The sequence below is a fragment of the Cedecea neteri genome, from assembly GCF_000758325.1.
Classification (GTDB): domain Bacteria; phylum Pseudomonadota; class Gammaproteobacteria; order Enterobacterales; family Enterobacteriaceae; genus Cedecea; species Cedecea neteri_B.
Genome location: NZ_CP009459.1, coordinates 3,870,415 through 3,890,527, shown reverse-complemented (window position 1 = coordinate 3,890,527; position 20,113 = coordinate 3,870,415). Strand labels below are relative to the sequence as shown.

General features: G+C 53.1%; 18 protein-coding genes. 14 read left to right on the top strand and 4 right to left on the bottom strand.

Annotated features, from left to right (window positions below):
- Positions 1–47 precede the first annotated feature (47 nt).
- From LH86_RS18155 to LH86_RS18140, 4 genes are all read left to right on the top strand, one after another.
- On the top strand, positions 48–884 hold the full coding sequence (locus LH86_RS18155; RefSeq protein WP_039304259.1) for a flagellin: 837 nt from the start codon (positions 48–50) through the stop codon (positions 882–884).
- Positions 885–1,082: 198 nt separating this feature from the next.
- Positions 1,083–2,510, top strand: a complete 1,428-nt coding sequence (locus tag LH86_RS18150) for a hypothetical protein (RefSeq protein WP_039304256.1) — start codon at positions 1,083–1,085, stop codon at positions 2,508–2,510.
- A 39-nt stretch (positions 2,511–2,549) separates the two neighbouring features.
- Entirely contained in the window at positions 2,550–5,903 is a 3,354-nt protein-coding gene (locus tag LH86_RS18145) for a methyltransferase domain-containing protein (protein WP_081943050.1), read from the top strand.
- Between the two features lie 40 nt (positions 5,904–5,943).
- On the top strand, positions 5,944–7,071 hold the full coding sequence (locus LH86_RS18140) for a DegT/DnrJ/EryC1/StrS family aminotransferase (protein ID WP_039304250.1): 1,128 nt from the start codon (positions 5,944–5,946) through the stop codon (positions 7,069–7,071).
- 71 nt (positions 7,072–7,142) lie between these two features.
- Here the strand turns inward: LH86_RS18140 and LH86_RS18135 are convergent, their stop codons facing one another.
- Positions 7,143–7,859, bottom strand: coding sequence for a class I SAM-dependent methyltransferase (locus tag LH86_RS18135; protein WP_039304247.1), 717 nt, complete (start codon positions 7,857–7,859; stop codon positions 7,143–7,145).
- A gap of 4 nt (positions 7,860–7,863) precedes the next feature.
- A complete protein-coding gene (locus LH86_RS18130; protein ID WP_039304243.1) occupies positions 7,864–8,820 on the bottom strand; it encodes an ATP-grasp domain-containing protein in 957 nt (318 codons plus the stop codon).
- A 386-nt stretch (positions 8,821–9,206) separates the two neighbouring features.
- On the opposite strand from LH86_RS18130, the gene fliA reads away from it, so the two are divergent.
- The 6 genes from fliA to tcyN all read left to right on the top strand — a co-directional run bounded on the left by fliA (position 9,207) and on the right by tcyN (position 13,954).
- Positions 9,207–9,926 carry an RNA polymerase sigma factor FliA gene (gene fliA / locus LH86_RS18125; protein ID WP_039304240.1) on the top strand — a complete coding sequence of 240 codons (720 nt, stop codon included), beginning with the start codon at positions 9,207–9,209 and terminating at the stop codon, positions 9,924–9,926.
- A gap of 38 nt (positions 9,927–9,964) precedes the next feature.
- Positions 9,965–10,510, top strand: coding sequence for a flagella biosynthesis regulatory protein FliZ (gene fliZ, locus LH86_RS18120; protein ID WP_039304236.1), 546 nt, complete (start codon positions 9,965–9,967; stop codon positions 10,508–10,510).
- Between the two features lie 86 nt (positions 10,511–10,596).
- On the top strand, positions 10,597–11,397 hold the full coding sequence (gene tcyJ / locus LH86_RS18115; RefSeq protein WP_039304233.1) for a cystine ABC transporter substrate-binding protein: 801 nt from the start codon (positions 10,597–10,599) through the stop codon (positions 11,395–11,397).
- Positions 11,398–11,515: 118 nt separating this feature from the next.
- The gene (dcyD, locus tag LH86_RS18110) at positions 11,516–12,502 is read left to right on the top strand and encodes a D-cysteine desulfhydrase (protein WP_008453823.1); all 987 of its coding nucleotides are present in this window, start codon (positions 11,516–11,518) and stop codon (positions 12,500–12,502) included.
- A 34-nt stretch (positions 12,503–12,536) separates the two neighbouring features.
- Positions 12,537–13,205: a cystine ABC transporter permease gene (gene tcyL / locus LH86_RS18105; protein ID WP_008453825.1), complete on the top strand. Its 669-nt coding sequence runs from the start codon at positions 12,537–12,539 to the stop codon at positions 13,203–13,205.
- Entirely contained in the window at positions 13,202–13,954 is a 753-nt protein-coding gene (gene tcyN / locus LH86_RS18100) for an L-cystine ABC transporter ATP-binding protein TcyN (RefSeq protein WP_039304230.1), read from the top strand. Before tcyL ends, tcyN begins: the two co-directional genes overlap by 4 nt.
- Positions 13,955–13,975: 21 nt before the next feature.
- On the opposite strand, the gene LH86_RS18095 is transcribed toward tcyN, so the two are convergent.
- On the bottom strand, positions 13,976–15,337 hold the full coding sequence (locus tag LH86_RS18095) for a CoA transferase (protein ID WP_081943032.1): 1,362 nt from the start codon (positions 15,335–15,337) through the stop codon (positions 13,976–13,978).
- Positions 15,338–15,490: 153 nt separating this feature from the next.
- Here LH86_RS18095 and sdiA point away from each other — a divergent pair, with 153 nt between their 5' ends.
- A complete protein-coding gene (sdiA, locus tag LH86_RS18090; RefSeq protein WP_039304227.1) occupies positions 15,491–16,213 on the top strand; it encodes a transcriptional regulator SdiA in 723 nt (240 codons plus the stop codon).
- A 68-nt stretch (positions 16,214–16,281) separates the two neighbouring features.
- Here sdiA and LH86_RS18085 read toward each other — a convergent pair whose 3' ends face one another.
- Positions 16,282–16,506 carry a DUF2594 family protein gene (locus LH86_RS18085; RefSeq protein WP_008453834.1) on the bottom strand — a complete coding sequence of 75 codons (225 nt, stop codon included), beginning with the start codon at positions 16,504–16,506 and terminating at the stop codon, positions 16,282–16,284.
- Positions 16,507–16,989: 483 nt separating this feature from the next.
- Between LH86_RS18085 and uvrY the strand changes: the two genes are divergently transcribed.
- From uvrY to pgsA, 3 genes are read left to right on the top strand one after another with little or no spacing between them, the layout of a single operon-like run.
- Positions 16,990–17,646 (top strand): UvrY/SirA/GacA family response regulator transcription factor, encoded by a 657-nt coding sequence (gene uvrY, locus LH86_RS18080; RefSeq protein ID WP_008453836.1) that lies wholly within the window; start codon positions 16,990–16,992, stop codon positions 17,644–17,646.
- Positions 17,639–19,471 (top strand): excinuclease ABC subunit UvrC, encoded by a 1,833-nt coding sequence (uvrC, locus tag LH86_RS18075; RefSeq protein ID WP_039304224.1) that lies wholly within the window; start codon positions 17,639–17,641, stop codon positions 19,469–19,471. Before uvrY ends, uvrC begins: the two co-directional genes overlap by 8 nt.
- A 57-nt stretch (positions 19,472–19,528) precedes the next feature.
- Positions 19,529–20,077 (top strand): CDP-diacylglycerol--glycerol-3-phosphate 3-phosphatidyltransferase, encoded by a 549-nt coding sequence (gene pgsA, locus LH86_RS18070; protein ID WP_039294681.1) that lies wholly within the window; start codon positions 19,529–19,531, stop codon positions 20,075–20,077.
- The last annotated feature ends 36 nt before the right edge of the window (positions 20,078–20,113 follow it).

Here is a 20,113-nt window from a genome sequence, read left to right as displayed (position 1 = left end):
GAGTGTTAGGCACCGAACCTAAACCCAATTTTTAAGGAATTAATACTATGTCCGTAATCAATACTAACCTGCTGTCCCTGACTACTCAGAACAACCTGAGCAAATCTCAGTCTTCCCTGGGTACCGCTATCGAGCGTCTGTCTTCCGGTATGCGTATCAACAGCGCGAAAGACGATGCTGCTGGTCAGGCGATTGCCAACCGTATGACTTCCCAGGTTAAGGGTATGACTCAGGCGGCTCGTAACGCTAACGACGGTATCTCTCTGGTTCAGACCGCTGAAGGTAACCTGAACGAGATCAACACCAACTTACAGCGTATCCGTGAACTGTCCCTGCAGGCTGCTACCGATACCAACGGCACCACTGACCTGAAATCCATCCAGACTGAAATCACCCAGCGTCTGTCTGAAATCGACCGCATCGCAGGCGGCGCTTCTTTCAACGGCAAAAACCTGCTGGATGGTTCCGTAAGCACCGGTCTGAACATTCAGGTTGGCGCTAACACCACCGCTAACGATACCATCGTTATCGGCAGCGACTCCCTGATCAACGCATCTTCCGGTAGCCTGAGCGCTGGCCTGAGCACTGCAATCGTTGACCACTCTACTGCACAGGCAGTTGTTTCTGCTGCTGATGCTGCTATCGCGAAAATCGATACTGCACGTTCTAACATGGGTGCGATTCAGAACCGTTTCGAATCTACCATCAACAACCTGAACAACTCCATCACCAACCTGTCTGCTGCTCAGTCCCGTATCCAGGACGCTGACTACGCGACCGAAGTTTCCAACATGAGCCGTGCGCAGATCCTGCAGCAGGCTGGTACTTCTGTACTGTCTCAGGCAAACCAGGTTCCACAGGCAATGCTGTCCCTGCTGCGTTAATTTCGCAGACTGCTACAAGAAAGGTTGCTGGAAACAGCAGCCTTTTTTTGTTTTTGCCGAAAGGTGAGGCGCAGAGCGATTTTAATATGAAGGTTAAGCCGTTAATTTCGGTTTTGTTCAGCGCATTATGCTTACTGGCCGGGTGCTAGCATCAGACAATCACCCGTCTGGCAAAATATCGCAACCTAAAGGACAGTTATGAACAGTTTCTCCCGCACTCGGGCAATGCATCAATACTATCGCGATCTGTTTACCCGAGCGATTCACCTGCCGGAGGCCGATGTTTTACCAGCCTGGCTGGTGACCGAAGTCCTTAATTTTGCCAATCCTGATTTTGCTGCCCTCGAAGATAAATTAAACCTGGCGCAGACGGGGTTGAATCCCGAGCAAGACAGAGCGTTAAAGCTGATAATGGGGGCGATTATTCTGGCCAATGCGGCGCTCTGCGGCCCGTCTGGAGAAAAGTCTAAGGCGATTGAGGCGGAGAACGTTGAGAAAATTACGCAATGTATCGTTGAAGCGCTTAAGCTTGACGGGAATAAAAATTACCTGGTTGTTGCCGTTCAGATCCTGTTCCGCATTAATGAAATAAATTCCGCCGTTTTCCTCATATCTAATAATCTTTCCGAGCTCAGTGAGTCACCCGTTGCGCTAAAAATTCTCTTGCTCATCTGCCTGATGGAAGAAGATTTTAATCAGGCATATGTCATTATTCAGCAGCTTACTGAGAACATGGCGCTTATCGGGGAAGATCCTATGGCGCTGTTGATGGTCGTCACGGCTATCTACAAGCTGGGTGGACGCCCGGATTCCTTTATCGATTTCAGCCCGCTTGACGTGCTTGACTGGCAGCCTGACGCTGGCCGTTATAGTTGGTTAATTGAGCCGGTGAACAACCATAAAACGACCGTGCTGGTTGCGTGCGGTCGCGCTGATTTTTCCGCTCATGGCCTGCCGCTGTTGCTTTCTCTCTTCGACACCAATTGCGACGAGCTTAACGTTCATTTCCATATTTATAACTGTGATGCTGGCCTGGCTCAGCAGATTGCAGGGCTTCGCAACGCGATGCCTGAGCTGCCTATTTCGTTAAGCAGCGAGGCCGTGGCTCCGGGAACGGCTGCGAATGCGCACTATGCCGGTCGCCGGCTGGTCTTTTTATCTCATGTGCTGGAAAAAATGACCACGTCTGTCCTGCTGCTTGAGGCTAACAGCCTCGTCAGGAAGTCGTGGGCGGGGATGAAAGGGCAGCCAGCGGTGAAAGACTTAGTGCTGGCCTGGGATGATACCGCGCCGTTCTGGGCGTCGATTCTGGCGACAGGTCTCTATTGTGAAGGGGGCGAGCTGTCGACGAAATATCTGGCAGCCGTGGCCCGGTTTATCGATCTCAATTTACAACACAACAATGCCGAACGGTTTCTCGATCAGGTGGCACTGGCCGCTGTCGAAAATGAGCTTAGTGCGCTGGACAAAATGGCGATAGGCCGCATTCAGGTAGACACGCTGGTGGATGCGGAGCACGGCGAGGATGCGTTTAGTTGGATACTGGCTCACTCCGGGGTTGAGAGTGAGGATTACCGTCGATACAAAGCGTCGCTGTTGGAAAAGTACAGCGCGTTAATCGGTTGAGTCTGCATTTTTTTCTTCAAAATAATGGATAAGCATAACGTGAGTCAGTATTACCCGGATCATCGTATTTCGCCCGTTGCTATTCAGTCTGCGGCCTGCGTCTACCATCTTTCTACGGTGGAGCCTGCGCACGCGCGCGTGCTGGAAATAGGGTGCGGCGAGGGAGGATGCATTACGGCCCACGCGCTGGCGTGCCCGGAAAGCCAGGTGATGGGGATTGATATTGATGAAAACTTGATTGCCGCAGGGCAGCGCCATACTCAGGCATTAGGGCTCAGCAATATTGAGCTGTTCACCGCCGGGCTGGGGGATATTCTCGCCACCGAAGGCGGGCAGTTTGACTACATCGTTATTCGCGGTGTTTTCTCTTTACTCGGCCGCCAGGAACGAGAGGCACTCTTGCTTTGGTGCCGCCAAAATCTTTCTGCCTCCGGCGTGGTCTGCCTGCACTGGTATCCCTCCACCGGCGAACCCGACACCACGGCCATTCGCGAGGCGCTTAGCTACCATGCAGCCCGTGACGCGAATGCCGATCCTGAGTCTCAGGTTAATGCAGCGCGAGGCATGCTGAGCTATCTGGCGATGACGCTACCGGCAGGGACACTTAAATCCCAGGTTGAAGAGGCTGAGAAAGAGAGCGATCTTGCCCTGACCCTGCGTTATCTCTCTCCGACCACGACAGCCTTGTCTTTTACTGAGTTTTGCCATCAGGTCAGCGACCTGGGATTGTACTATGTTGGCGATGCCGTGCCTCAGTATGAGCTGCCGCGCGCTTATGGTGAAAAGGTCGCAACGCTACACGCTCTCGTCGCCGGGCAGCAGCGCATCGCCGCCCAACAATATCTTGATTTTGCGGTATCGCGTACCGAACGCTTTAGTCTGCTCAGTGCGACCAGAGCCGAAGAGCACTTCCCGGCATTGCCTGACAGTTCGCGCCTCGAATCACTTCATTGGGCGGGAAACTTTAGCCGCAAAATGAACGAGAATGGGGCGATATACAACGGCCATATTGGCGGGGATGGGCAACAATCAAGTAGCGAGAATCCGATCACTTTACGCATTCTGGATCTGCTCGGGGCGGCCTGGCCATTCAGCCTAAGCGTTGAACAGTTGGTCATTAACTGCCGCAAGCCGGAAGACAATACCGACGTGCGGGAGGCTGTCCTGAAAGTGCTGGAAGACCTGTATCTCACGCAGCCTGCCGGTCTCTACTGGCGCTGTACGCGAGGTGCCTATGATCGGGCTGAAAATGACTCGCTACAGCCAATTTTATCGCTGAAAAACGGCGGGCCAGAAGGGAATGCCTTACAAGTCTACAGGAACCTCTGGGGCGACGAGTTTTCTGTCACGCCGGAAGAATGGCGCTATTTGCAACAGGGTTTAACCGGTGTGGATGCCGAGGCGTGGCAGTGTTTTATGTCGCTACGTAAAAAAGGCGCGTTAACGGGCTCTCCGGTGGCCTGGAAAAAGCACTACCAGCTTTTTTTACGCACGGGGAAAACTCAATTTTTGCTACCGCTGTTGAACAATTTGCTGCTGCTGAGTGTTTCGATATCGCGAGGTGGCTTGCTTAGCAAAGATGTTAATGACTTACCCCAGCGTGAATCAGAACACGGGGAAGACACTTACGACCGGATTAACCGTTTAATTCGTGAGAAAAAGATTCAGGATGCGAAAACCTGTGCTGAGACGCTGCTGAAAGAAAATCCGGAGGATATTGCCGCGCTGCGCTGTTATTCGCGAACGCTTGTGCTGTCCAATCGCTGGGATGAAGCTAAAGAAGTGCTTTGTCGGCTGATGGGACACTATTTCTCCAGTCTGGATATTTATTACGATCTGGCGACAGGGCTGCAGAAAACAAACCAGCATTATTACGCAATTCTTCTCCTGCAGGGGTTGTTAAGGCTGGAAGATAAAAACGTCAATTTCTGGCATAGCCTTGCGTACTCATATTATCAGCTGGGTGAAATGTCCCTGGCGGAAAAGTGTTCTCGTGTTTCGTTGCGCTGCGACGAGGTGAAAGCGGTTCACTATGCCACGATGGGCGTTATTCTCAGCGATAGCCAAAAACTTGACGAGGCCGCCTGGTTTCTTAACAAAGCGATTGCGCTGGAACCGAGTAATTTTGATTACTTTACCGCGCTGCTGTTTGCAATGACCCACGACCACAAGGTAACGGCAGAGCAGCTTTACCAAAAACATCTGCAATACGGTGAGACGGTAGGAGCATGGGCTGCGGCTTGTCATCTGCAGCTGCCTTATCGGGGTATAAAGAATCCTGATAAAAAACTGCGCGTGGGCTTTGTGTCGGGAGATTTACGCAAGCATCCCGTCAGCCACTTCTTAGCGCCGTTCTGGGATGGGCTGGACAGAAATCATTTCGAGCTGGTGGGTTACAGCACCTCTTATGTTCATGACGAGGTCACTGAACATTTTGCAGCCGGTTCCGTGCTATGGCGGCAGGTAGACAAGTTAAGCAACCAGCAGCTTGCCGAACAAGTTTATCATGACGGGATTGATATTCTGTTCGACCTCTCGGGCCACACTTCTGACAACCGTCTGCCGGCGTTTGCGCTTCGCCCTGCGCCGGTGCAAATCTCCTGGATTGGTTACCCCGGCACAACCGGTTTGAAAACAATGGATTACCGCATTGTGACCGCGACGCTCGCTGAGCCAGCCGATCTTGAGCAGCAGCTGACCGAAAGCATCATGTTTATTGAGATGCGTAAGTTCTTTGAGCCGGATCCGCAAAGCCCCGATATCGAACCTCTCCCGGCGCTTAAAAACGGTTACCTCACTTTCGGCAGCTTTAATCGTCCTAAAAAGATCAACGATGAAGTTCTTAGGGTGTGGGCCACTATCCTGGCGCAGTCTCCTGGAGCCAAATTTGTTATCGGTTTTATGAACGATGAAAAAATGGTGGCCGAGATGACGAGGAAACTCGAGCTGCTGGGTATTGAACCGTCGCGCCTGATATTCAAGAAAAGAGCACCGCTGCTTGATTATCTGGCTTATCACAATGAAATCGACATTTTACTGGATGCATTCCCTTACTCTGGTGGTACCACCAGTAACCACGCCTGCTGGATGGGCGTGCCAACGCTGACGCTGTGCGGTGCCACGATGGCTGCCCGACAGGGCGTCGATATTATGCGCATTCATGGGCTGGAAAACTTTATTGCCTACAGCGAAGAGGATTACATCCAGAAGGCGCTGAGCTGGTGCGACCGACTCCCTGAACTGAATGAAATACGCATGACAATGCGTGAAAGAATGCCGGCGGAAACCGCGGACGGCTTCAACGTGGCTGGCACTTTTGGACGAGCGTTGCGGGAAGCATGGCGAATTTACTGTGCCGGTGAAGCGCACCGTACGTTCACAGTATTGGAATAAGGCGCAGGCCGCGCCAACTGGTTTCACACCGAGGTGTACTATGAAAAATATTTTTGTCACCAGCCCTCTGCTTCCGCCTCTGGAGGAGTTTGTTCCTTACCTCGAGCAGATTTGGGGGAATAAATACCTGACCAACAACGGGCCATTTCATCAGCAGCTTGAGCAGGCGCTGGCCGATTATCTGGGCGTAAAATATCTTTCGCTGTTTTCTAACGGCACGTTGGCATTGCTGACGGCATTTCAGACGTTGCGATTGAGCGGGGAAGTGATAACCACGCCTTACTCTTTTGTGGCGACATCGCACAGCCTGTTGTGGAACGGCCTGACGCCGGTATTTGCCGACATTGATCCGCTGACATTCAATATTAATGCGGACGCCATTGAAGCGCTGATCACCCCGCAAACGACGGCCATTATGCCGGTGCACTGTTATGGTATTCCCTGCGACGTGGATAAAATTCAGCGTATCGCCGATACCTACGGGCTGAAGGTCATTTATGATGCCGCCCACGCGTTTGGCGTGAAGCAGAACGGCAGCAGCATCCTGAACTGTGGTGATTTGTCTATCCTGAGTTTCCACGCCACCAAAGTGTTTAATACCATCGAAGGCGGGGCGATTATCTGCCCGGATGCCAGAACCAAGAAGCGCATTGATTACCTGAAAAACTTTGGCTTTGCCGACGAAACGACGGTGATTGCGCCGGGCATTAACGCGAAAATGAATGAAGTGCAGGCGGCGTTTGGCCTGCTGCAGCTGCAGCATATTGACGGTGCCTTAAGCGCCCGGGCCGACATTTATCAGCGCTACTGTGAAGGTCTGGCCGATATTCCTGGTCTTGAGTTTTATACCCAGAAAAGCGATTACGAGTGGAACCACGCCTACTATCCCGTGCTGATAGATGAACGGTTCCCGGTGAGCCGCGACGCACTTTACGACGCGTTAAAAGAAGAGGGGATTTATTCCCGCCGCTATTTCTATCCGCTCATCAGCTCCTTCGCGATGTACCGGCATCTGCCGTCCTCCGCAGCGGAGCATTTACCGGTGGCCAATGACCTGGCCAACAAGGTGCTGTGTTTGCCGATATTCCCGGACCTTGAGGAAGAAGAGCAACTGCGTATTATCGCGGCAGTCAGGCGAATTGCTCAGGGGCAAAGCGTCGCTGCCTGACAGGGTGATTGCGGGAATAAAAAAGGGCTTTGTCTTGTGACAAGGCCCTTTTTACTATGTTGAACGTGCTGCTATAGCTCGGCGATACACATCAGGCGCTCGCTGCGCTCAAGGTAGCGCTGGCCGGACAATTTGAACATGCCGTTAATCAGCAGTGGATTATGCAGGCCGTGGCGTATCAGCCAGTCTTCGTGCGTTTTTTTTCCTTTGCCGACAGGGATGATGGTGACTTTGCGGGCGACTTTGCCGAGGATTTCCTGCATCTGTTCGACGGTAAAGAAACGGATGTTAAACAGCGAGTCGGTTTCTTTTTTCGAGTTGAAGTAATTAACGAACGACTGGTTATGGGCGTTATGCACCGTGACGATCATTCTGCCGCGAGTGATTCGGGCCTGCTCAAGCGCCATTTTTTGGATATCCTCATCCGCAAATAGCCCCCAAAACCCATTGTGGTAACTGATGTCAAAATGCTTGTCCGGGTACTGCAGCTCGAAGGCATTCATCACGGAAAAACGATCCTGCAGGGAGGGATAAAGCTTTTTTGCAAGACTCACGGATTCCGGCGAAAAGTCTATTCCGTGGCCCTCTGCGCCACGCTTTGTCAACTGGACGATATCGCGAAAGCTACCGGCAGCAATCTCCAGAACCCGCGTTTCACGGCTTTTTCTGACCGCATCAATATAGTAGGCGTGGCGAAGATCGTTTTGGTAATGGTCGAAAATACCCTGCCATTTATGGTCCCAGTCCTCGGCCGTGGTGAGCTTTTCAGGCCCTGTAGTTTGGCTCATATCTCTATCCTGTGAATGATTTCTCAGCGACGTAGTGGCGCGTAAAGACGGCGTTTTGTACGGCAACTGCGGGTTGTATAGGCTGGCGGGTGAAACAGTGAAGATGATTGATAATCATGTCGTAGCCTGCCATGACCGAAAATTCGACTCCGGCGGAGAAGCGGGGGTTTATGTCCATCAGGTAATCCCCGGTGGAATGGCGCATAAATTCAATATTGATGCAGCCGTTCAGGTCGAGGAGGCGGGCAACTTCCGCCGCTTTGGCGAGCAGCGCATCATCCTGAAGTATTTCAACGGTTAATCCGGCGCCGTTCGCGGTGCGCAACAGCTCTTTGCGGGTAACGCCTGCCCATTCGCCCGTCTCGCGCTGGCGGACAATATCAATGACGTGAACATCTCCCGGCAGATACGGCTGGACAATCCAGTCGTTGCCGTTCAGCCGCTCGCGTAATGCGTTAAGCTCGGATTCTGTCTCCACGCGGCGAAGCCCTTCGCTGCTACGGCCATTCCTCTGCTTGAGAATGACCGGGAAGCCAAATGAAAGCGTTTGGGACTCAGCGAGGGCGGCAGTGGGTAGCGAGAGAAACGCTTCGTTATGGGAAAATCGTTTGCTCCAGGCCAGCTTATCCCGGGCAAGCGCGATAGACTCTGCGGACATCAGCGCCAGCATGGAGGACGAACACAGTTCACCACGGGCATCAGAAAGCGTGTCAACTTCGACATCGGTTAGTGGAATGATGGCGTCAATGCGATGCTGGTCGCAAATCGCATTGATACTTTCGATAAAGGCCTGGCTATTCGTTGCACGCGGAACCTGAACAAAATTGTCGACCAGACGAGAGGCATACACCCATTGCTCGGGGTAGATATCACACCCGATGACGGTGTGGGAGGCGCGTTTCAGCGCATTTATCACGGCTGGCGCAGACATTGACCCTATAGCCGTAATTAAAATGTTCATGTAAATGACCTGTCTTGTAATCTGCTTCGCCTGACGGCGGGGGGAGTTTGCCGCAGAGAAACGACGCGTATATTTATCACTGTATGATAAACCCGCCAGAGATCAGGCCTGGAATAACAGATGATTTTATCCTTTTTTTGCAGGATAGATTCTCCGGCTTAATTTCTCCGGTTTCGCTATAGTATGTGACGTTAATATTTAACAACCAATTGATACTTTTAAGTAAGCCGAAACATGATTTGCCATACATTATGGTTAAAATTCGAGGGGTTTATTTCTTCATAACCTCCAAATAACCCCCCATTTCACCCACTATTCATCCGATTAAAACCCCTGCAGAAACGGATAATCATGCCGATAACTCAACTAACGCAGGGCTGTTTATCGTGAATTCACTGTATACCGCTGAAGGTGTAATGGATAAACACTCGCTGTGGCAGCGTTATGTACCGCTTGTGCGTCACGAAGCATTGCGCCTGCAGGTACGTCTGCCGGCGAGTGTGGAGCTCGACGATCTGCTACAGGCAGGCGGCATCGGGTTGTTGAATGCAGTCGAACGTTACGATGCCCTGCAGGGAACGGCATTTACTACCTACGCGGTGCAGCGCATCCGTGGGGCGATGCTTGATGAGTTGCGCAGCCGTGATTGGGTGCCGCGAAGCGTCAGGCGTAACGCTCGCGGTGTGGCACAGGCGATTGGTCAACTGGAGCAAGAGCTGGGGCGTAACGCTACCGAGACGGAAGTCGCGGAGCGGCTGGACATCCCGCTCGAAGAGTATCGCCAGATGTTGCTCGACACCAATAATAGCCAGCTCTTCTCTTATGACGAGTGGCGGGAAGAGCATGGCGATAGCATTGAACTGGTCACCGAGGAACACCAGCAGGTAAACCCGCTACAGCAATTACTGGACAGCAATCTTCGCCAGCGCGTAATGGAAGCTATTGAGGCTTTACCGGAACGTGAACAACTGGTGCTGACGCTCTATTACCAGGAAGAGCTGAATCTCAAAGAGATTGGCGCGGTGCTTGATGTGGGTGAGTCACGGGTTAGCCAGTTGCATAGCCAGGCGATCAAGCGTTTGCGCACCAAACTGGGTAAGTTGTAGGGAGTGCCGCACAATTATCTGACGACCTGGGAATTATCATGACGGTGCAGCAGTCAAAAAGACGGCCATTAAGCCGCTATCTCAAAGATTTCAAACACACCCAGACACATTGTGCACATTGCAGTAAGCTGCTCGACCGCATCACGCTCACGCGCAGCGGGGTGATTATTAATAAAGCCACCATCGCTCAATTAGATACGCTTATTGATGAGGCCACCTGGCTTATCGAGCAGAAAGAATGGATGGCGCTGTGTCGTTTTTGCGGTGATTTACACTGCAAAGAACAAAACAACTACTTCGATATTATTGGCTTCAAACAGTATCTGTTTGAGCAAACCGAAATGAGCCACGGCACGATCCGTGAGTACGTGGTTCGTCTGCGCCGCCTGGGTAACCATCTCAGTGAGCATAAAGTCCCGCTTCCCGGCTCGCTGCAAGGCCTGCTGGACGAGACGCTGGACGCCTGGCTGCCCCGCACCAGCACCAATAATTACCGCATTGCGTTACGCAAATATTGGCAATTCCAGGTGCAGGGACATGCGATCTCGAGCCAGGAAATTAGCGCAACCTCCGATATATACTAAATTTGCATAAGTTGTAGCGGACTGGTTTTGATATATCCCGAAGCCGCCCGCTACACTACAAAAAAACGTAAATAATCGGGGTAAACATGAAATTAAAAATGATCGGGCGTCAGGCGCTGATGGGCGTCCTGGCCGTTGCTCTGGTGGCCGGCGCAAGCGTGAAAACCTTCGCGGCAGAAAATCTTCTGAATAAAGTCAAAGAGCGCGGCACGCTGCTGGTGGGGCTGGAAGGCACTTATCCGCCGTTCAGCTTCCAGGGCGATGACGGCAAGCTGACCGGCTTTGAAGTCGAATTTGCCGAGCAGCTGGCTCAGCATCTGGGTGTTAAAGCCGCGCTGAAGCCGACCAAGTGGGACGGCATGCTGGCGTCTTTAGATTCTAAACGTATTGACGTGGTGATTAACCAGGTCACCATTTCCGACGAACGCAAGAAAAAATACGACTTCTCCACCCCTTACACCATCTCCGGTATTCAGGCACTGGTGAAAAAGGGCAATGAAGGTGGGATTAAAACCGCCGCCGACCTGAAGGGCAAAAAAGTTGGCGTAGGCCTCGGGACTAACTACGAGCAGTGGCTGCGTGAAAACGTACCGGGCGTAGATATCCGTACCTATGATGATGACCCGACTAAATATCAGGATCTGCGCGTGGGCCGTATTGACGCGATTCTGGTTGACCGCCTCGCCGCGCTGGACCTGGTGAAGAAAACCAACAATACGCTGGCGGTAGCGGGGGATGCGTTCTCCCGTCAGGAAGCAGGCGTTGCCGTGCGTAAAGGTAATGAAGATCTGCTGAAAGCTATCGACGCAGCCATCGCTGAGATGCAGAAAGACGGCTCTCTGACTAAGCTGTCCGATAAATGGTTCGGTGCGGACGTCACTAAGTAACCCGATATCACAGTGAAAAGGTGCTGATTTCAGCACCTTTTTTTATTTATCCCAGAGAATGAAGCCTTCTCTCTGGTGCATAATAAAACTGAATATTGATATCGGCTCAGGAGGCCCTATGTCACTGCATCATCTAACGCGTTTTCCTCGTCTGGAATTTATTGGCGCGCCGACGCCGCTGGAGTATTTACCGCGCTTTTCGGACTATCTTGGCCGTGAAATTTATATTAAACGTGATGATGTGACGCCGATGGCGATGGGCGGCAACAAGCTGCGCAAGCTTGAGTTTTTAGCCGCTGACGCGCTGCGAGAAGGCGCCGATACGCTGGTGACCGCGGGCGCTATCCAGTCTAACCACGTTCGCCAGACGGCGGCGGTGGCGGCAAAGCTTGGGCTACATTGCGTGGCGCTGCTTGAAAACCCTATCGGGACAAAAGCCGAAAACTACCTGACCAACGGCAACCGCCTGCTGGTTGATCTTTTCAATGTCGAAGTCGAGATGTGCGAGGCCCTGAACGCCCCGGATAAGCAGCTGGAAGCGGTGGCTACGCGCCTGGAAGCGCAGGGATTTCGGCCTTATGTTATTCCGGTCGGCGGCTCTAATGCGCTGGGTGCGCTGGGGTATGTTGAAAGCGCGCTGGAAATTGCCCAGCAGTGCGAGAACGCCGTGAACCTGTCGTCCGTTGTGGTTGCTTCCGGCAGCGCGGGGACGCATGCCGGTCTGGCTGTCGGCCTTGAGCAGTTAATGCCGGACGTGGAGCTGATTGGCGTCACTGTTTCCAGAACAGTGGCACAGCAAAAACCAAAAGTTGTCGCCCTGCAGCAGGCCGTGGCGAAGTCGCTTGAGGTTAGCGCGACCAGCGAAATTATCCTGTGGGATGATTATTTCGCGCCAGGCTACGGCACGCCGAATGAAGAGGGGATGGAAGCAGTGAAGCTGCTCGCCAGGCTTGAAGGCATCCTGCTTGACCCGGTGTACACCGGCAAAGCGATGGCCGGACTCATTGACGGCGTGGCACAAAAAAGATTTAAGGATCAGGGGCCCATTGCCTTTATTCATACCGGCGGAGCGCCGGCGCTGTTTGCCTACCACCCGCATCTGTAAGCTGTGGGTCAGGTCTTAATCATCGGGAATCACCATGCAAGAAAGTTTGCAACTGGTGCTGGATTCAGCACCGTATCTGCTTAAAGGGGCGGTTTTCACGCTCCAGTTGAGTATCGGCGGGATGTTTTTTGGCCTGATCCTCGGTTTTATGCTGGCGCTGATGCGCCTGTCGGCGTTTTGGCCTTTTTCGCTGCTGTCGCGTTTTTATGTTTCTATTTTTCGCGGGACGCCGCTTATCGCCCAGCTGTTTATGATTTATTACGGGCTGCCGCAGTTTGGCATTGAGCTGGATCCTATTCCGTCGGCGATGATTGGCCTGTCGTTGAACACCGCAGCTTATGCCTCTGAAACGCTGCGGGCGGCCATTGCCTCTATTGATAAAGGCCAGTGGGAAGCTGCGGCCAGTATCGGGATGACTCGCTGGCAAACGCTGCGCCGAGCGATTCTGCCGCAGTCTGCCCGCGTGGCGCTGCCGCCGCTGGGGAACAGCTTTATCAGCCTGGTGAAGGACACCTCGCTGGCGGCCACCATTCAGGTGCCGGAGCTGTTCCGCCAGGCGCAGCTGATCACCTCCCGCACGCTGGAAGTGTTCACCATGTATCTTGCCGCATCCCTGGTCTACTGGGTGATGGCGACGGTGCTCTCTACGCTGCAAAACTATTTTGAAAACCAGCTTAATCGCCAGGACAGGGAGCCGAAATGAGCGCCATTGACGTTAAAAAACTGGTGAAAAAATTCCACGGGCAGACGGTGCTGCACGGCATTGACCTGGACGTTAAACCCGGCGAAGTGGTGGCGATCATCGGCCCGAGCGGCTCGGGGAAAACCACGCTATTGCGCAGTATTAACCTGCTGGAAGAGCCGGACAGCGGCACGATTCAGGTGGGGAAAATCACGATTGATGCCGGACAGTCCCTGGCAAAGCAGAAAGAGAAAATTCGTGCGCTGCGCCAGCAAGTGGGGTTTGTCTTCCAGAGCTTCAATCTTTTTCCACACCGCACGGTGCTGGAAAATATTATTGAGGGCCCGGTCATCGTTAAGGGCGAGCCGAAAGCTGAAGCCATTGCCCGGGCGCGCGAGCTGCTGGAGAAGGTGGGCTTAAGTGGAAAAGAGAACAGCTACCCACGTCGTCTGTCTGGCGGCCAGCAGCAGCGGGTGGCGATTGCCCGTGCGCTGGCCATGCGGCCGGAAGTTATTTTGTTCGATGAACCGACTTCGGCGCTGGATCCTGAGCTGGTGGGAGAGGTGCTGAATACTATTCGCCAGCTGGCGAATGAGAAGCGCACCATGGTCATTGTGACGCACGAAATGAGCTTTGCTCGCGATGTTGCTGACCGGGCTATATTCATGGATCAGGGCAAGATTGTGGAACAGGGGCCAGCAAAAGCGCTTTTCGCCAGCCCACAGCAGCCACGCACGCGGCAATTTCTGGAGAAGTTTCTGACCCAGTAAGCCGCGCAGGTTACGCCGGTTTCACTCCCAGGCGGCTTTCGCGGAGCCGAGCGCCATCGGGGGTGTGCTCCAGATAACCGGCGTGCCTGCCAGCCTCAGCGGGAAGTTCAATCGGTTTCCCAGGCCAAAGGCAGACCACTCCATCATCGGCTGGTAATCATGCGGGCCGATAGCGGCAAGCGCGGATTGACCTCCAGCCTGGCAAGACATTAATAATGCCGCCGTTCGGGCGAGCGACAGGCGTGCGCTATAGCCTTGTTTTTGCAGATGCCGAACTTTCAGGCCTTTCAGCACGGCGGCTGCAAGCAGGTAACCCGTGGCGTGGTCCAGTGCCTGAACGGGGAGCGGGTGAGGCCGCACGGTATTTTGCCAGCGCATTCCCGCTTCGGCGATGCCGCTGGACATCTGGACCAGACTGTCGAAACCTCGGCGATTACGCCACGGTCCGTGCCATCCCCAGGCGTTGAGCGACACGTCTACCAGACCGGGAGAGATCTGCTGCCGGGTTTCGGCATTAAAGCCCAGGGCTTCCAGAGCATCCGCCCGGTAGCCATGGACCAGCACATCGGCGTCGGCGAGCAGGGCCTTGAACTGCTCTCTGCCTTCGGTAGATCTGAGGTCGAGCCTTGCGCATTTTTTCCCGAGGGTGACTTCCTCAACCAGCGTCGGCTCTTCCCATTTTGGGGGATCAAGGCGCAGCACCTGCGCCCCTAGCCCGGCCAAAAATCGGGTGGCAACCGGGCCGGCAATAATACGGGTGAGATCCAGCACCCGGATGCCTGCCAGCGGGCGGGCAGGTGACAATGCTAATGCTGTACGAGGAGCTTCGGCGTGGAACTGCTGCCAGAACAATGGCTCTGCCGCGACGGTTTTCCCATGTGGATGTTTCAGCCATTCGGCGTGGCTTAACATCGCGGCCGCGCATCCACCCGCGGCAACGATCGCCGCTTCAAGCTCAGTTTTTCCCCACGCGGTAACTCGCTGGGCGAGCGCTGATTTATCCTTGCTCACACCCAGGACGCTTTCCATGGCCTGGCGGTGATGCGGCGCGTTGGTATGCAGGCGGATCCAGCCGTCCCGCGTGGCGTAATCCCCGGCAAATTCATCCCACAGCGCGGCGGGAGCGCGGTTCACGGGGAAATGGCTGGTTGAAAACCAGTATGAGGTCAGCCGCTGGTCTATATAAAGCGGTGCATCCGGGCGAGCAAGCAGGGCTCTCAGGGCACAACCCGCCGTCGCCAGGCTGGCGGTGGCGAATTCGGTCACAGGAAAACGGGAACTGAGCTCTCCTTGACCCGTCACGGTCACTGACGGCTGAGCTATTTCCAACCCCAGATCCCGGGCCATTGCATCGAAGAGGAGGGGAAACGAAGATTTAACCATACAGAGCTCCAGTAAATTTTTCCTGACATATGTAAAAACCGAAGAATTGTGGCGGAAAAACCATAAATCACATTAATTACTTTAATAAATGTGTTAGCTTATTACATTCTATTAATGAAATACTTTTTAGCGCCAGGAGAGACGCCAGATATAATGCTGGAACGTAACTTTTTTAGCTGGCGACGGGAAGCGCTCGAACTTTTCCTGTCAATTACTGAAGCCAGCGAATTACAAACTTTAGTTCAACAACAAACTCAACACCTGGGCTTTGATTATTTTTCACTGTGTGTTCGGCACCCGGTGCCTTTCACGCGGCCTAAATTATCATTGCAGAGTTCTTATCCGCAAAAATGGCTAGAGTGGTACGTCACAGAAAACTATTTTGCTATTGACCCGGTATTGAAACAATCTAATTTCATGCGCGGTGAAATAATCTGGAGCGACGCCCTGTTTGCTGAATCTCGTGAGCTTTGGGATGCCGCGCGCGATCACGGTCTCGCATCAGGGCGGACTCATTGCGTCATGGCGCCTAACCGTACGGCTGGTTTTCTCTCCGTTTCACGCTCAAATGTTCGTACAGAAATTGTTGCGGAAGATGAGCTTGGGCTGCGGCTGAGTTACCTTGCCGAGCTGAGTATGGCGACGTTAAATCGGCTGGACGATCCGTCGGTCGAGATGATTGACATGAAACTCAGCAAGCGCGAGAGAGAGATTCTTCAGTGGACCGGAGAAGGGAAAACGTCGGCAGAAATTGCGATTATCCTGTCCATTTCTGAGAACACGGTGAACTTCCATCAGAAGAATATGCAGAAGAAATTCAACGCGCCAAACAAGACGCAGATAGCCTGCTATGCGGCGGCGATGGGGATTATCTGAACCTGGAGGGCAACTGCTGCGTCAGGTACTGACGGCTGGCGAACCCGGATTCTGCCAGCCGCCCCGGCTTATTGACGGTAAGCCTGTTTAATTTGCTTAACGGTATTGCTGAATACTTCCGCCTGAGTTGGGTCTTCCAGTTGAGCGATCTGCTTTTCCATTTTCAGGATAACGCGGCCCGCATCGGCCTGGCCCATAGCCTGCAGCATCAGGGTTAACAGCGTCTTCAGACAGGTGACTTCTTGTGCCAGTTCACGGGTGTTTTCGGCGGTGGAAAAATCTGGAGTGCTCATTTACTTTCCTCAATGCTTAGTTAGTACGCTGCCATTATGCACAGTGATATTCATAAGGCGGCGGAGTATACCATAACATTCATCAGAATTATTCATGTTCGATGGGTGAGAATGCGTTTGACTGTTTATGGTAATAAACAACCCCTGCGCAGGGTTATTCCCACAGGGAAAGCTGAGAATTAAAAACAAATTGTTTCGCTCTCGTTTAACTAACGTTAAATAAAGAGAGAGAATAAGGTTTTTATTCTTGATGCTGGTCGCATTTTGATAATTAGCTGTTTTTTAATCAGAGAATAATCGGCTGAACACGATGTTTAGAATGTTGAGGTATGCCGCAGAAACAAGCCTGAAAGTAAAGATATATTCTTCTTAAGTGTTAACAGAATGTGCTGACCGCAATTTGGATTTTAATGTTGCCGGAAAAACGTTAATATATGCTCAATTAGCTATCAGCAGCGTTATCCCTTTCTGGAGAATAGCCCTTTGATCAACGTTCTTCTTGTTGATGACCACGAACTGGTGCGCGCAGGGATACGACGCATTCTGGAAGAGATTAAAGGCATCAAAGTCTCGGGTGAAGTGAACTGCGGTGAGGATGCCATCAAATGGTGCCGCAGTAACCCGGTCGATGTCGTGTTAATGGATATGAATATGCCGGGGATCGGTGGCCTGGAAGCCACCCGCAAAATTGCCCGCTACTCTTCAGATATCAAAGTTATCATGTTGACTATCCACACCGAGAACCCGCTGCCTGCCAAAGTCATGCAGGCCGGTGCGGCCGGGTATTTAAGTAAGGGCGCAGCGCCTCAGGACGTGGTAAATGCCATTCGTTCCGTTAATGCGGGCCAGCGTTACATCGCCTCCGACATTGCTCAACAGATGGCCTTAAGCCAGATAGCACCAGAGGCTGAATCCCCTTTTGCCAGTTTGTCTGAGCGTGAATTACAGATTATGCTGATGATCACCAAAGGCCAGAAGGTCAATGAGATCTCTGAGCAGCTTAATCTCAGCCCTAAAACGGTGAACAGTTACCGCTACCGCATGTTTAGTAAACTGAATATCAGCGGGGACGTAGAGCTGACGCACCTGGCAATTCGCCACGGGTTATTCAATGCGGAGACGTTAATCAGCAGTGAGTGAACCTTTTGATTCCCGGGCTTTTCTCAAGACGGTAACCAGCCAGCCCGGCGTCTACCGCATGTACGATGCCGGCGGCACGGTTATCTATGTCGGCAAAGCTAAAGACCTGAAGAAACGCCTCTCCAGTTACTTCCGCACGAATCTTGCCAGCCGTAAAACTGAGGCGCTGGTGGCGTTGATCCAGCATATTGATGTCACGGTGACCCACACGGAAACCGAGGCTCTGCTGCTGGAGCACAACTACATCAAGCTCTATCAGCCGCGCTACAACGTGCTGCTGCGAGACGACAAATCCTATCCCTTTATATTCCTGAGCGCCGACAGCCATCCGCGGCTGGCGATGCACCGCGGCGCGAAGCACGCCAAGGGCGAATACTTTGGCCCGTTTCCTAACGGCTATGCGGTGCGGGAAACGCTGGCGCTGCTGCAAAAAGTCTTTCCGGTTCGCCAGTGTGAAAACAGCGTGTACCGTAACCGCTCGCGACCTTGCCTTCAGTATCAAATCGGCCGCTGCCTTGGGCCCTGTGTTTCAGGCCTGGTCACCGAAGAAGACTATGCCCGGCAGGTGGACTATGTTCGCCTGTTTTTAGCGGGGAAGGACGATCAGGTGCTGACGCAGCTTATTTCCCGTATGGAAGCGGCGAGCAAAAATCTTGAATTTGAAGAGGCCGCGAGGATCCGCGATCAAATTCAGGCGGTTCGACGTATTACCGAGAAGCAATTTGTCTCCAACACCGGGGACGATCTGGACGTGATTGGCGTCTCCTTTGATGCGGGCATGGCCTGCGTGCACGTCTTGTTCATTCGCCAGGGAAAAGTATTGGGCAGCCGCAGCTACTTCCCGAAAGTCCCGGCAGGCACCGGACTCAGCGAAGTGGTAGAGACCTTTGTCGGGCAGTTCTACCTGCAGGGCAGCCAGATGCGCACCCTGCCTTCTGAAATCCTGCTCGACTTCGCGCTGGCGGACAAATCTCTGCTGGCGGACTCGTTGAGCGAGCTGGCCGGGCGTAAAGTGAACGTGCAGACTAAACCTCGTGGAGACCGGGCGCGTTACCTGAAGCTTGCCCGTACCAATGCGGCCACGGCGCTGGTGACAAAGCTTTCACAGCAGTCCACCATTCACCAGCGCCTGAAAGCGCTGGCCGAAGTGTTAAAACTTCCGGAAGTGAAGCGGATGGAGTGTTTTGATATCAGCCATACCATGGGGGAGCAAACCGTCGCTTCCTGCGTGGTGTTCGACAGTAACGGCCCGCTTCGGTCGGAATACCGCCGCTACAATATTACCGGTATTACGCCGGGAGACGACTACGCCGCCATGAATCAGGTGCTGCACCGCCGCTACGGTAAAGCAATAGAAGAAAGCAAAATCCCGGATGTGATCCTGATTGACGGCGGGAAAGGGCAACTGGGGCAGGCGAAGGCGGTGTTTGCCGAGCTGGACGTGCCCTGGGATAAACACCATCCTTTATTGTTGGGCGTGGCCAAAGGCAGCGACCGCAAAGCCGGGCTGGAAACATTGTTCTTTGAGCCGGAAGGGGAGGGATTCTCTTTACCGCCGGACTCTCCAGCTCTGCATGTGATCCAACATATTCGCGATGATTCACACGATCATGCGATCTCCGGCCACCGTAAAAAACGGGCGAAGGTGAAAAGCACCAGTTCGCTGGAGACAATTGAAGGCATCGGGCCAAAACGCCGCCAGATGCTGCTGAAGTATATGGGCGGATTGCAACCGTTAATCAATGCCTCCATCGAGGAGATCGCAAAAGTGCCGGGCATCTCGCAGGCATTGGCAGAAAAGATCTACTACTCGTTGAAACATTAAGGGCTCTGTAGCAACATAGAGACAATTTCCACTTATGACAGATAGTTAACTGGCACTATGCGATTCAATATCCCAACACTGCTCACGCTGTTTCGTGTCATCCTTATCCCGTTCTTTGTGCTGGCGTTTTATCTGCCATTCAACTGGGCCCCGTTCCTTTGCGCTTTCATTTTTTGGCTGGCAGCCATAACCGACTGGTTTGACGGTTTTCTCGCGCGTCGCTGGAACCAAAGCACCCGCTTCGGTGCGTTTCTCGATCCCGTTGCCGATAAAGTCATGGTGGTTGTGGCGCTGGTGCTGGTGGCGGAACACTATCATGCCTGGTGGGTGACGTTGCCTGCGGCCACGATGATCGCCCGCGAGATTATTATTTCCGCGCTGCGTGAATGGATGGCGGAAATTGGTAAGCGCAGCCGCGTGGCGGTTTCCTGGATCGGTAAAACCAAAACAATGGCGCAAATGTTGGCGCTGATTGGCATGCTGTGGCGACCAAACATGTGGATCGAGTACACCGGTATCGCGCTTTTCTTCGTCGCGGCGGTACTAACGTTCTGGTCAATGTTCCAATATTTGGCCGCTGCACGCGGTGATTTGCTCGAACCGTGATCTATCCGGCGCAAAATTCAGCAAACGATTCGTGGT